Origin of the sequence: Lysobacter soyae (assembly GCF_019551435.1) — a bacterium.
Taxonomy (GTDB): Bacteria; Pseudomonadota; Gammaproteobacteria; order Xanthomonadales; family Xanthomonadaceae; genus Solilutibacter; species Solilutibacter soyae.
Map to the genome: position 1 here is coordinate 1053273 of NZ_CP080544.1, position 13520 is coordinate 1066792.

General features: G+C 58.9%; 9 protein-coding genes. 4 read left to right on the forward strand and 5 right to left on the reverse strand.

Annotated features, from left to right (window positions below; translation table 11 throughout):
• Positions 1-9: 9 nt before the first annotated feature.
• Genes H8L67_RS05070 through H8L67_RS05085 form a run of 4 tightly spaced genes read left to right on the forward strand, consistent with a single transcriptional unit; the run spans position 10 to position 7827 of the window.
• A complete protein-coding gene (locus H8L67_RS05070) occupies positions 10-1158 on the forward strand; it encodes an acyl-CoA dehydrogenase family protein (protein ID WP_220380649.1) in 1149 nt (382 codons plus the stop codon).
• Between the two features lie 49 nt (positions 1159-1207).
• Positions 1208-6148 carry an NAD-glutamate dehydrogenase gene (locus H8L67_RS05075; protein ID WP_220380650.1) on the forward strand — a complete coding sequence of 1647 codons (4941 nt, stop codon included), beginning with the start codon at positions 1208-1210 and terminating at the stop codon, positions 6146-6148.
• Positions 6149-6916, forward strand: coding sequence for an NAD kinase (locus H8L67_RS05080; protein ID WP_220380651.1), 768 nt, complete (start codon positions 6149-6151; stop codon positions 6914-6916).
• Positions 6916-7827, forward strand: coding sequence for a 5'-nucleotidase (locus H8L67_RS05085; RefSeq protein WP_220380652.1), 912 nt, complete (start codon positions 6916-6918; stop codon positions 7825-7827). The genes H8L67_RS05080 and H8L67_RS05085 overlap by 1 nt, the downstream gene beginning before the upstream one ends.
• On the opposite strand, the gene H8L67_RS05090 is transcribed toward H8L67_RS05085, so the two are convergent.
• Genes H8L67_RS05090 through H8L67_RS05110 form a run of 5 tightly spaced genes read right to left on the reverse strand, consistent with a single transcriptional unit; the run spans position 7828 to position 13510 of the window.
• On the reverse strand, positions 7828-8421 hold the full coding sequence (locus tag H8L67_RS05090; RefSeq protein ID WP_220380653.1) for a DUF2939 domain-containing protein: 594 nt from the start codon (positions 8419-8421) through the stop codon (positions 7828-7830). It lies immediately after the preceding gene.
• A gap of 2 nt (positions 8422-8423) precedes the next feature.
• Positions 8424-9881, reverse strand: a complete 1458-nt coding sequence (gene sbcB / locus H8L67_RS05095; RefSeq protein WP_220380654.1) for an exodeoxyribonuclease I — start codon at positions 9879-9881, stop codon at positions 8424-8426.
• The gene (locus H8L67_RS05100; RefSeq protein WP_220380655.1) at positions 9878-11236 is read right to left on the reverse strand and encodes an FAD-dependent oxidoreductase; all 1359 of its coding nucleotides are present in this window, start codon (positions 11234-11236) and stop codon (positions 9878-9880) included. Before H8L67_RS05100 ends, sbcB begins: the two co-directional genes overlap by 4 nt.
• On the reverse strand, positions 11223-12503 hold the full coding sequence (gene kynU / locus H8L67_RS05105) for a kynureninase (RefSeq protein WP_220380656.1): 1281 nt from the start codon (positions 12501-12503) through the stop codon (positions 11223-11225). Before kynU ends, H8L67_RS05100 begins: the two co-directional genes overlap by 14 nt.
• The gene (locus H8L67_RS05110) at positions 12500-13510 is read right to left on the reverse strand and encodes an amidohydrolase family protein (protein WP_220380657.1); all 1011 of its coding nucleotides are present in this window, start codon (positions 13508-13510) and stop codon (positions 12500-12502) included. The genes kynU and H8L67_RS05110 overlap by 4 nt, the downstream gene beginning before the upstream one ends.
• Positions 13511-13520: the final 10 nt, after the last annotated feature.

Genomic DNA, 13520 nt, shown 5'->3' on the forward strand with positions numbered 1-13520 from the left:
GGAAAAAGCGTGGATTTCAATTTCACCGAAGAGCAGCTGATGATCCAGGATGTGGCGCGCCGCATCGCGCGCGAAAAGATCGCACCCTCGGCCGAGAGCTTTGATCGCAGTGGCGAATTTCCGTTGGAAAACATCCGTTTGCTCGGTGAAAACGGACTGATGGGCATCGAAGTGCCGACCGAATACGGCGGCGCAGGCATGGACCCGATTGCATACGTTTTGGCCATGGTTGAAATTGCCGCGGGCGACGCTGCCCACAGCACCATCATGTCAGTGAACAACTCGCTGTTTTGCAACGGCATCCTCACCCACGGCACCGAGGAGCAAAAACAGACCTATGTGCGCGCGATCGCTGAAGGCCGTGAAATCGGTGCTTTCGCATTGACCGAGCCGCAATCGGGTTCCGACGCCACGGCCATGCGTTGCCGCGCGGTCAAGCAAGCCGATGGCAGCTACGTCATCGATGGCAAAAAGAGCTGGATCACCTCGGGTCCGGTGGCGAAATACATTGTGCTGTTCGCAATGACCGATCCGGAAAAAGGTGCGCGAGGCATCACGGCGTTCATCATCGACACCGATCGGGAAGGTTTCCATCGCGGCAAGACCGAACCCAAACTCGGCATTCGGGCGTCGGCAACCTGCGAAATCGAGTTCAGCGGCTACGTGGCACGCGCGGAAGACGTGCTGGGCGCCGAAGGCGAAGGCTTCAAGATCGCCATGAGTGTGCTGGACGCAGGTCGTATCGGCATCGCCTCGCAGGCCATCGGGCTGGCGCGTGCCGCGTATGAAGCCACCTTGGAATACGTGAAAGAGCGAAAAGCGTTCGGTCAGCCGATCGGTGCCTTCCAGATGACCCAGGCGAAGATCGCCGATATGAAATGCAAACTCGATGCGTCGTTGCTCCTGACCCTGCGCGCCGCTTGGACCAAAGGTCAAGGCAAGAAGTTTTCGACCGAGGCCGCCGTGGCCAAGCTCACCGCTTCCGAAGCGGCGATGTGGATCACGCATCAAACCGTGCAAATCCATGCCGGCATGGGCTATTCCAAAGAAATGCCGGTCGAACGTTACTTCCGCGACGCAAAGATCACGGAAATCTATGAAGGTACCAGCGAGATCCAGCGTTTGGTGATCGCGCGTGGTGAAACCGGTATCCGTTGATTCTCAGCTTTCCCCCGTCAACTCTACGAGCACATTTCCAAACATAGACATGACCACAGCCAAAAAGCCGCCGGCCACGCCGGAACAGATCATTGCTGCCGTTCAAAAAGCAGCAAACGCGACGCAAAAGAAGACCGCCACGCAGTTTGCGCAAGCATTTATTGCTCGCACCCATTCTTCCGAACTTCAAGCGCATTCCGCGCAAGAATGGGCGGCGATTTCGAATGATCTGTTGGCCTACGCCGGCAATCGCAAGCGGGGCAAGGTGAATTTGCGCATCCTTGCGCCGAGCGAAAAGGCCAATGGCTGGACGTCCAACCGGATGGCGCTGCAAATCGTCAATGACGACATGCCGTTCCTGGTCGACTCCATTACCAATGCCTTGAGCGAGCGCGGCATCGGCGTCCACGGTTTGCTGCACCCGGTGGTGTCTGTTGCACGCGACAAAACCGGAAAGCTCGAGGCGCTGAGCGGCGGCAGTCTCGAATCGCTGATGCACATCGAGATCGATCGCTTGGATGCTGACGATGCAAAGGCGCTTGAGAAGCATTTGCTCGAAGTGCTGTTGGATGTGCGTGCGAGTGTTGATGATTGGGCCAAGATGCGCGATCGCATGTTGGCCGCCGCCAAGGGTTTGGAAGAAAAAGCGGGCGTGGTGGATCCTGAAACCATCGCCGAATCCCAAGAGTTTTTGCGCTGGGCTGCCGACAACCACTTCACCTATCTCGGCTATCGCGAATATGAGGTGGTCAAGCAAGGCAAGGAACAAATGCTTGTTGCCGTCGACGGCAGCGGTCTCGGCATTCTCCGTGATGATGACGAAAGCACGCCGCGTTTGCTCAAATCGATGGATGCCCATGCGCTGCAAAAACATGGCGTGCGCGAACCGTTGATCATCACCAAGACCAACGCGCGTTCCAATGTGCATCGTCGCGGCTACATGGACTACATCGGCGTCGTGACGTTTGATGCCAAGGGCAACGCCACCGGCGAGCGCCGTTTTGTAGGTTTGTTCACTTCGAGCGCATACAATCGCCGCCCTTGGGAAATCCCGATGGTGCGCACGCGCTTCGAAAAGGTCATGGCCGACTCGAAGTTGCCGGATGCTGGGCACAGCGCAAAGGCCTTGCGCCACGTCCTCGAAACACTTCCGCGCGACGAATTGTTCCAATCCAGCGCCGAAGAATTGGGTTCGCTGGGCGAGGGCATCATCGGGCTCCAAGAACGCGTCGAAAGCAAGATCTTCCTGCGTCGCGATCGTTACGGGCGTTTCTTCTCGGCGTTGGTGTACGTGCCGCGTGACCGCTTCAACACCGAAGTGCGCCTGCGTATCGAGCAATTGCTGAAGGAAACCCTGCAAGCCGATTCGGTCGACAGCCACGTGATGATGAGCGATTCTCCGCTCGCGCAACTGCACTTGATTGTGCGTCCGCGCGCTTCGGCCGACGTCTCGAAATTCGACATGTCCGAGTTGGAAGCACGATTGGCCGAAATTGTCCGCAACTGGCATGACGATTTGACCGATCTCTTGATCGAGCGTCATGGCGAAGTTGAAGGTTTGCGCCTTGCCAAAGTGTTTGGCCGCGGTTTGCAGCTCGCCTATATAGAGTCCGAAACCACTTTGTCGGCCGCCGATGACGTGGACCACTTGTCGGCGCTCGAAAAGGGCAGCGCATTGCGCATTTCACTGCGTTCTGAAGCCCCATCGAGTGACTGTGAGGGCTGCTTCGAAGTGAAGTTGTTCCACGCCGGATCGAGCTTGCCGCTGTCCGACGTCCTACCCATGTTGGAAAACATGGGGCTGCGGGTCATGGGTGAAAAAGCGCATCGCGTTTCGACGGACAACGGTCCGTATTTCATCCAAGACTTCAGCGTCTTGCCGGCCTCCGGCCGCGTTGACGTCGATGCCAACGCACAAGCCTTTGTGGACGCATTCTCCTGCATGTGGGCGGGGCAATGCGAGAACGACGGCTTCAACCGCTTGATTCTGGGTGCGGGTCTGACCTGGCGCCAAGTGGCGATGTTGCGCAGCTATTCGAAGTACCTCCTGCAAGTCGGCGTGCCGTTTTCGCAGAGCTACATGGAATCGAGCATCGCGAAATACCCGCTGATCGCACGATTGCTGGTTGAATTGTTCGAAGCACGCTTCGACCCGACCACCGGAAAGGAAAGCAAGGCGCAAATCCAAGCGGGTGCGGCAGCATTTGAATCGCAACTGAAATCACTTGCGGACGGCGACGAAGCCACCATGGCGTTGCTTGCGCGCGCGATCAAGGCGCGTGCCGACAGCCGTGCGGCGCAAGTCGAGGCGGTTCATGCCACGCTGATGGCCTTGTACGATCGTGTCTCGAGCTTGGATGAAGATCGCATCTTGCGGGCATTCATGGGTGTCATGGATGCCACGTTGCGAACCAACTATTACGTTGATTACGTCGACGGCAAGCGTAAGGATGGCGGTCCGGCCGACTACTTGAGTTTCAAACTGGATTCGGCCAATGTGCCGGATCTGCCCAAGCCACGTCCGTATCGCGAAATTTGGGTTTGCGGCCCGCGTGTCGAGGGTGTCCATCTGAGATTCGGTCCGGTGGCACGCGGTGGCCTTCGTTGGTCGGATCGTCGTGAGGATTTCCGCACAGAAGTGTTGGGATTGGTCAAAGCGCAAATGGTGAAAAACACCGTGATCGTGCCGGTCGGTTCCAAGGGCGGTTTCTACTGCAAGCAACTGCCGGACATCAATGTCAACCGTGATGCGTGGTTTGCCGAAGGTGTCGAGTGCTACAAGCGCTTCATCAACGGTCTGCTGGATATCACCGACAACCTGGTGAAGGGCAAGGTGGTTCCACCGGCCAACGTCGTCCGTCACGACGATGACGATCCGTACTTGGTGGTGGCCGCCGACAAGGGCACCGCGACCTTCTCCGACATTGCCAACGGCATTTCGCAAGCGCACGACTTCTGGTTGGACGATGCGTTCGCTTCGGGCGGTTCGGTGGGTTACGACCACAAGGGCATGGGCATCACTGCGCGCGGTGCCTGGGAATCGGTTAAACGCCATTTCCGCGCATTGGGGCACGACTGCCAGAAGGAAGACTTCACCTGCGTCGGCATTGGCGACATGTCGGGTGACGTGTTCGGGAACGGCATGTTGCTGTCGAAGAAAATCCGCTTGTTGGCGGCTTTTGACCATCGCCACATTTTCCTCGACCCGAATCCGGATTCGGCCGAGTCGTTCAAAGAGCGCCAACGTCTGTTCAAATTGCCGCGCTCGAGCTGGGCGGATTACAACACCGCGCTGATCAGCAAGGGCGGCGGCGTGCATCCGCGCAGTGCCAAGTCCATTGACCTGACGCCGGAAGTGAAGGCGGCGCTCGGGATCGACGCGGACGTGAAGAGCATGACGCCGAACGATTTGATGTCGGCAATTCTCAAGTCCCCTGTGGACCTGTTGTGGAACGGCGGTATCGGCACTTACGTGAAATCGTCTTCGCAATCCAATGCCGATGTCGGCGATCGCGCCAACAACGGCTTGCGCGTGAACGGCCGCGATCTGCGCTGCAAGATCGTGGGCGAGGGCGGTAACCTCGGCTTCACGCAGTTGGGCCGTGTGGAAGCCGCCGAGCATGGCGTGCTGATCAATACCGACTTCATCGACAACTCGGCCGGCGTGGATACGTCCGATCACGAGGTCAACATCAAGATCCTGTTGAACGGTGAGGTGCAATCGGGTCGATTGAAGCTTGCGGACCGCAACAAGCTTTTGGCGTCGATGACCAACGAGGTCGCCGGTTTGGTGCTGAACGACAACTATCGTCAAAACCAAACTCTCACTTTGATGGAACGCATGTCCGCCACGCGTTTGGGCTCGAAGCTGCATTTCATCCGCACGCTGGAGTCTCAGGGTCTGCTTGATCGTCAGATCGAAGACCTCCCGACAGATGCGGAAATGGCAGAGCGCAAGTCGCGTGGCATGGGCCTCACCCGTCCGGAGCTGAGCGTCCTGTTGGCCTATTCCAAATTGGTGGCCTTCCCCCGTTTGCTGGCCAGTGACATTCCGGAAGACAAATATCTGTCCAAGGAACTGTTGCGCTATTTCCCGCAGCCCCTGCAGGAGAAGTACGCAAAGGCCACCGAATCCCATTCGTTGAAGCGTGAAATCATTGCCACAGCAGTGACCAATTCGTTGATCAACCGAATGGGTGCCACCTTCCTGTTGCGGATGGAGGAGGACAGCGGCCGCAATATCGGCGAGATCGCGCGTGCCTACACGATCACCCGCGAAACGCTGGATGCGCGTGATTTGTGGACAGCCATCGACGCATTGGATGGCAAAGTCGCCGAATCCGTGCAAATCGATGCGCTGCAGGTCATTTGGGAGCTCCAACGTTCCTTTACGCGCTGGTTGTTGTCGCGTGCGGGCGCGATTCCGCAAATCTCTGTGGCTGTCGAGCGTTATCACGACGGGTTCCGCGACATTCGCGCCGGTGAAAACATCTTGCCGCCGTCGCAACGTCCGGCCTATGAAGAAGCCCGCAAGGCATGGCGCGCGAAAGGTTTGCCGGCGCAATTGGCCGATCAGATCGCCGCACTGCCTTACCTCGACGCATCGCCGGACATCATCGAGCTTGCGCGCGAGCACAAGCTGCGTCCGGTCGAAGTGGCGAAGTTGTATTTCCGTCTGGGCGATGCACTGCGCTTGCCGTGGCTGCGCAGTCAAATCGAAGCATTGGAAGTCGAAGGACGCTGGCACGCCGTCGCACGCGGGGTATTGCGTGACGAACTGTCCACCCAGATGCGCAAGTTGACGGCACAGGTACTCGAATTGCCGGGCAAGGATCCGGATGCACGGGTCCAAGCCTGGTTGGAACGCGATGATTCGAACCTGCGTTTCACCTTGTCGATGCTCGCGGAACTGGCCACGCAGAAGGAACTCGACTATCCGACCGCATCGGTGGCCGTGCAGCGTCTGGCCCAGCTGGCGTCGCGGGGCTGAGTGGGTACGCCGAAGCTCGCATTTCTGGCCAGCCAAGCGGAGGATGCCCAAGCGGCGTTCTCCGCACTGACCGCGCGCTTCGGTCACCTCACCCCCGAGGCGGCCGATGTGTTGGTTCCCTTGGGGGGCGACGGTTTCATGCTGCAGTGCCTGCACCGTCATGCGGGCCTCGGCAAGCCGTTCTACGGCATGAAGCACGGCACCGTCGGGTTCCTGATGAACCAATCGCATGCCGAGGGTTTGCTGGACCGGATCGCCAAAGCCGAGCCGGCCAATTTGCGCCCGCTGGAAATGGTGGCGCAGACAGAATCGGGTGCCACCGTCCATTCGTTGGCCTACAACGAAGTGTCGCTATTGCGCCAGACGCGTCAGGCCGCGCACATCGCCGTAGAGTTGAATGGTGTCGAGCGCTTGGACGAACTGATTTGCGACGGTGTCATGGTGGCGACGCCCGCCGGAAGCACCGCTTACAACTTTTCCGCCGGCGGACCGATACTGCCCTTGGGCTCGAAGGTTGTCGCATTGACACCGATTGCGCCGTTCCGGCCGAGGCGCTGGCGCGGTGCTGTGTTGCGCGGTGAAACCGAAGCCAAATTTCGCGTGCTCGATCCCTACAAACGTCCGGTCAGTGCGACCGCCGATTCGCATGAGGTGCGCGATGTGCTCGAAGTGACGATCCGCGAAGCGCAAACGCAGTTCGCCGTCTTGTTGTTCGATCCCGAGCACAATCTCGAAGAACGAATCTTGAGTGAACAATTCATTGCCTGATGAATGATCGTGTGCCACCACCGTTAGTGATCGCCATTACCTCGAGAGCCTTGTTCTCGATGGAGGACAGTCACGGCTTGTTCGAGCGTGAAGGCATCGAGGCGTATCGCGCATACCAACAGGCCCATGAAAACGACCCGTTGCCGCCCGGCATCGCGTTCCCCTTGGTACGCAAGATCCTTGCACTCAATGCCCGGACACCGGAGCTCGCGCCGCATGTGGAAGTGATCTTGCTGTCGCGCAATTCCACCGACACCGGATTGCGCGTTTTCAATTCCATCCAGCATCACCGGCTGGACATCAAGCGCGCGACCTTCACTTCCGGCGCGCCGGTTTGGCCGTACATCAAACCCTTCAGCGCGCAATTGTTCTTGTCGGCGAACCCGGAGTCGGTGGCCGCCGCGTTGGCCGCCGGTGTGGCTGCGGCCACGATCTTGCCGGCGAATGCCGCGGAAACGCCGCATCTGGAGCAGGTCCGTATCGCCTTCGATGGCGATGCCGTCATCTTCGGAGATGAGAGCGAGCGAATCTCGCGCGAGCAAGGCGTTGAAGCCTTCGGCTTGCACGAACGCAAGCACGCCATGTCGCCTCTGTCCGGCGGACCGTTCCGCGGGTTTCTCCAGGCCTTACACGATTTGCAAGAAGCGTTTCCCGCAGGTCAGGACGCCCCGATCCGCACCGCTTTGGTGACAGCGCGATCGGCTCCGGCCCACGAGCGTGTGATTCGAACCCTGCGCGAGTGGGGTGTCCGTCTGGATGAGGCCTCATTCCTCGGTGGACGCGACAAGGGCGAGTTCTTGAATGCCTTCGGTGCCGACATCTTCTTTGACGACTCCCTGCATAACGTGGAGTCGGCGCGTGCGCACGTCGCCGCCGGGCATGTGCCGCACGGGGTCAACAACGAATCTTGATCAAGGGGTTTTCTTGTGGGGCAATTTGATGTTGACCAAACGCCACTTGAAACCTTCGCGTTCGAAGAGAAAATCCACAACTTTTTGATCGCCGACTTCCACGGTGGCCTGAAACGCACTCATTGAAACGAAACGCGTCTGGGCATTCTTGAAGGCTTCCAACGACTTCGGGCCGCCGCTGGCAATGCCGGAACCCGGTTTCATATCGCCCCGCGCGCGTTTCAACAATGCGTCGCCTTCCAGCAAGATGGCGATGCCGGCAGGAGAGACCATACCTTCCGCAGCACTGCCCGCCACGACGTTCGCGGCGCCGGCGACGGCGCTTCCCATCAAACCGCCGCGATTGGCAATTTGCGCGGCAATCACGTCTTCCAGCTGCGCTTTCATGTTCGGTCGCAGCTTTTCAAAATTGATGTATTTCGGCAAAGAGGCAAGATCGCGGGTTTCAACGGCATGCTGGATGCCGCGCATGGCGATCCAAGGTCCGGCCGCCACGTAGGCGATCAACAGCAGCAACAACGCCGCCAACGCGAGCGCCAAACGAATGGTCAGTGAGGCGTGGGTCGCTTGAGGGGATTTTTGTGCGGTCGACATGGTCATGTTCCGAGTGAGTGTCCGATGGCTTGGCGCCAAGCGTCCATGGCATCGAGTATCGCCAATTTCTGCGGCTGATCCGCGTGGATTTCGCGCAATGCATGGACCTTTTCCGCATGTGCCGCGAGTGTGTAAGGTGTCTGTACGCCGTCGAGCAGTCTCGACCGGCGATGCGCCTGCCACTGCACTTGTTCATCGAAGTTGAGCAGCGCCGGCCAATTGCGCCCGCGATAGCGGAAGAACAGCTCGGGCATGCGCCGGTCTTGAAATCGGAAGCCTTCCTGTCCCAAGGCTTCCGGCGTACAGGCACGGATGCGACTGAACAGGGATTTGTCGGCGGGAGGGATGAATCCGTCGTACAACGCGGCATCGACGTCGTTCCCCGCGTTCCCTTCCTTTCCGTCTTCCGGCGCGAACACGTGTCGCGCCAGTGCGGCGAGCGCATTGCGGTGTTTGCGGGCAAACGCGATGTTGCGCTCGACCTCGGTCATGTCGATATTCATCCGCTCGAAGTCGGCGCTTCTTAAATCACCGAGCGGGAGAAGGGTCGGGCTTTCGTTGATGCGGATATCCGTGAACGGCGGGCGTGACATGCCTTCAGGCAGGGCCTCGCGCCGGCTGAAGTATCGCGTTTTCACCGCATCCGCCGAATCGGAGAGCAGCGCGTCGGCGGGCACGTCCATCCGAAGGAAAATGATCTGGTTGCGATTGACCGGATGCTCCGACAGCGGCACCACAATCGCCGCATTGCGCTGACGGGCAGGGTACCGTCCCGCGATATGTAGCAGAGGCGTCATGCCGGCCAAATCAATCATGCCTTGCACATGGCGCTTGTCGCGCAGTTTGCCCAGGTAATGCCACAGTTTGGGCTGGCGGTCTTTCACCAGTCGGGCCAATCCGATCGTGGCGCGCACGTCTGACAAGGCCTCATGTGCGCTACCTACGCGCAGGTCATTGTCTTCGGCCAAATGTTCCAATTTGAAACTGGTGGCGTCCGGATCATCTTCGCGCGGCCGCCATTGAATCCCTTCGGGTCGAAGCGCGTGTGTCGCACGAATGACATTGAAAATATCCCAACGCGTATTGCCTTCACGGTACTCCCGTTCGTAGGGATCGTGGAAATTCCGGTAAAGCGCATGCCGGATGAAAGCATCATCGAATTTCAACGTATTGAAACCGAGCGTGCAGGTTTCCGGCTCCGCCATGAGGGCATGGATTTGCGCGATGGCGTCGGCCTCGAGAAGACCTTCGGCGTCAGCTTGTTGCGGGGTGATGCCGGTGATCAAAGCGCTTTCCGGACATGGCAGAAAATCATCCGACGGGCGCACGAAAAGGCTTACCGGTGCGTCGATCTCCTCGAGCTCGGCGTTGGTGCGAATCGCTGCGAATTGCGCGATGCGGGTCTTTCGCGGATCCAGCCCCCAAGTTTCGAGGTCATAGAAAAGATAGCTTTGGCTCACGCGAGGTCCGACAAGGGTTGAAGCTGCGCGAGCACCATCGCGTCCGCCTGTGCCATGTCCAGCTCGTCAAGACGCTGCTTGCCGTGGGTGGCGGCGACAAGAATGTCGCGTTGGATATCACTGCGCGCCAGTGCGACCGCATAGGGAATGCGCATGAAAGTCACCATGGTGTAGTGCGGAATAAATCGCTCGGGATGTCTGGCCTGAAGGGTCAATTCCAACTCACGCTGCAACAAAAACGCGGCATCGTCGACTTTGTCGCGCATTTCCACATAGTTCTCCAGCGCCATTTGCTGGATCGCCGCAGCGTTGGGCATACGCTCTTCGCTGAATGCTTGGAAGGCGTCTGACAGTGCCGGTGAACGGTCCAAATGATTGGCCAAGCTGACGCAGTCTTCGAAGGCACAGTTCATGCCCTGGCCATGGAAGGGCACCATTGCGTGGGCGGCATCGCCGATCAGCACCGCCTTGTCCGCCAGATGCCAACGATCGAGATACAGTGTCGCCAGCTTGCCGACCGGGTTGCGGGCGAAATCTTCGGCAAGGTCCGGAATCAGCGGCAGGGTATCGGGGAATTGCGTTTCGAAAAGTGTCTGCGCCGCGTCAGGCGTCGTGATGAGTTCGAAGCTCGGATACACACCTTTTAGCGGCATAAACAGGGTGACCGTGAAAGTACGCTCATCATTGGGCAACGCGATGCACATGTAATGCCCGCGCGGCCAGATATGCAGCGCGTTCGGTTCGATCCGGAAGTCGCCGGAAGCGGTGGGCGGAATTTCCAGCTCCTTGTAGCCGTGATCCAGCCATTCGGTGCGTTCATCAAACGGCAACGTGGCGTGCATTTGTGCACGAAGCGTCGAACCGGCACCGTCCGCACCGATCAGCGCATTGAAGGGCACGACGTTCTCACCATCGGGCGTTTCAAATGTCGCCAGACGCGCTTCGAAATCCACAGATTTCAAGGGCTGATTGAAATGCAAGCGGACGCCTGCACGTTCCGCGGCATTCAACAAAGTGATGTTGAGTTCGCCACGGCTGATCGACCAGATCACCTCGCTGTCATCGCGGCCATAGCGCTGCAATTGCGACGCGCCCGCCAACGGGTGGACGAAGCGGCCGCGCATCATTACGGCCTGTTCCAGAACGCGATGATCCAAACCCGCTTGTTTAAGTGCATACAAGCCGCGCTCTGCCAGCGCCAGGTTGATCGAACGGCCGCCCGCATAGCCTTCGACGCGCGGATCGCCACGCTGTTCAAAGACGTCGACTTGCCAGCCCCGTTGCGCGAGCAGACTCGCAAGCAGCGCTCCGGCAAGACCGCCGCCGATGATCGTCAGCTGTTTAGCGTCGGCCATGCATCCACTCCTGCGTGGCGCGTACGAAGCGTTGTACGTCGGCAACGTTGTTGTACAGAGGGGCGGGCGAGATGCGGATGACATCGGGTTCGCGCCAATCGCCCAAGACGCCTTGCGCTGCCAGATGCTCGAACAGCGAGCGACCCGCATCGCGACCCGCCTTCACTCGCAAGGACAATTGCGCGCCACGTTTTTCCGCAGACATCGGCGTGATGATCTCGATGGCATCCGACAGGTAGGTCTCGATGCATTGCGCCAGATACTGGGTGAGTTGAAGGGACTTTTCCCGCAACGCCGGCATGCCTGCACGTTTGAACTGATCCAGCGATGCACGCAGGGGCGCCAGTCCGAGAATCGGCGGATTCGACAATTGCCAGCCGTCGGCGCCGCGCGTCGGGTTGAATTCCGTCCCCATCTTGAATCGCACATCGGGATTGTTGCCCCACCAGCCCGCCAATCGCGGACGCGTCGTCTCGGCATGGCGTTCATGGACGAAACAGCCGCCCACCGCACCCGGACCGGCATTGCAGTATTTGTAATGGCACCACACAGCAAAATCGGCGTCGTCATCGTGCAACTGCAACGGCAAGTTGCCGACGGCATGCGCCAGGTCGAAACCGACCAGTGCGCCCGCCTCGTGCGCCGCGCCTGCAATCGCTTGCAAATCGAACGCTTGCCCTGTGCGGTATTGCACGCCGGGCCACAGCACCAAGCTCAGACGTTTGCCGTGCGTACGAATGGCATCGATGATGCATTGATCGGAGAAAACGCCGTTGGGCAAATCGGGCTCGACTTCGATCAGCGAATTTTGGGCGTTGAAGCCGTGAAACTTCAACTGCGATTCCACGGCATAGCGATCAGAGGGAAAGCTACCGGCTTCAATCAGGATGGCCGTGCGTTCAATTGTCGGCTGATAGAAGCTCACCATCATCAAATGAAGATTGGCGGTGAGCGAATTCATCGCCACGACTTCATGGGGTTTGGCACCGACCAGGGCAGCGAGGTCGTCCCTTACCAATTCGTGATACGGCATCCACTGCGCTTGGCCGGTGAAGTGGCCTTCGACCGCTTCGTCGGCCCATTTGCTCAAGACTTCTTCCACCTGCGCGCGTGCGCCCTTGGGTTGCAGTCCCAGGGAATTGCCGACGAAGTAGGCTTGCGGTTCACCCGCATGTTTAGGAAACAGGAATTCATCGCGAAAGGACTTGAGCGGATCGGCTTGATCCATGCGCGTCGCGAACTCGGGAGACAACAGGTCTTGGTTCATGAAAATCTCGTTTCTTTCAGGCCGAGCCACTCAAGCGCTGTGCCGTTGTAGAGCCGTGCGCGTGAGACTTCGTCCAACGGCAAGCGTTCGATGCTTTCGCCGGGTGTTTGTTCGCCCAAGGGGAAGGGGTAGTCGGTGCCCAACATCACCCGATCGGCGCCGCACACGTCCAACAAATATTTGAGCGCCAGTTCGTCCGCGACCCAAGAGTCGAAGTACAGGCGCTTCAAGTATTCACGCGGGTTGCGGAAGTTGTCGGTGGCGACGAGGTCAGGACGCATTTTGAAACCGTGCTCGATTCGGCCGATGGTGTAGGGGAAACTCCCGCCGCCGTGCGCGAGGCAGACGCGCAAATTCGGAAGGCGTTCCAGCACTCCGCCGAAAATCAAACAGCAGGCGGCGCGCGATTGCTCGGCCGGCATGCCGACCAGCCAAGGCAACCAGTACTTGGGCATGGACTCGCTGCCCATCATGTCCCAAGGATGGACAAGGATGGCCGCACCCAACTCCGAGGCCGCTTCGAAGAACGGAAACAATTCAGGGGCATCGAGATTCATGTCGCCGATATGCGAACCGATCTGAACGCCTTGCAGTCCCAGTTCGTCCATGCAGCGTTCCAATTCGCGGATGGCCAATTCGGGAGATTGCATTGGCACGGTACCGATGCCGGCATAGTGCTTGGGATAGCTGCGACAGGCTTCTGCCATGTGGTCGTTCAACGCACGGTGCAACTCCAAAGCATGGTGCGGTTTCGCCCAGTACGAAAACATCACTGGGACCGTCGACAACACCTGCACTTGCACGCCGAACTCGGCGTAGTCGGTAATGCGAATTTCCGGATCCCAGGTTTTCGGCCAGATTTCGCGGAAAAATTTGCCGTCCTTGTAGATGCGATGGCGACCGTCGTCACCGTGGTGAATGACGGCGAAGCGCGGATCGCCGTACTTGCTTGCCAGATCGGGCCAATCCTTGGGAAGGTAGTGCGCGTGGATATCGATCTTGAGCATGAGGTGATGT

Excerpts from the sequence above, each read along its gene's own strand:
- H8L67_RS05100 (WP_220380655.1), bottom strand. The coding sequence starts at position 11,236 with ATGGCCGACGCTAAACAGCTGACGATCATCGGCGGCGGTCTTGCCGGA.
- kynU (WP_220380656.1), bottom strand. The coding sequence starts at position 12,503 with ATGAACCAAGACCTGTTGTCTCCCGAGTTCGCGACGCGCATGGATCAA.
- H8L67_RS05110 (WP_220380657.1), bottom strand. The coding sequence starts at position 13,510 with ATGCTCAAGATCGATATCCACGCGCACTACCTTCCCAAGGATTGGCCC.
- H8L67_RS05075 (WP_220380650.1), top strand. The coding sequence starts at position 1,208 with ATGACCACAGCCAAAAAGCCGCCGGCCACGCCGGAACAGATCATTGCT.
- H8L67_RS05085 (WP_220380652.1), top strand. The coding sequence starts at position 6,916 with ATGAATGATCGTGTGCCACCACCGTTAGTGATCGCCATTACCTCGAGA.
- H8L67_RS05090 (WP_220380653.1), bottom strand. The coding sequence starts at position 8,421 with ATGTCGACCGCACAAAAATCCCCTCAAGCGACCCACGCCTCACTGACC.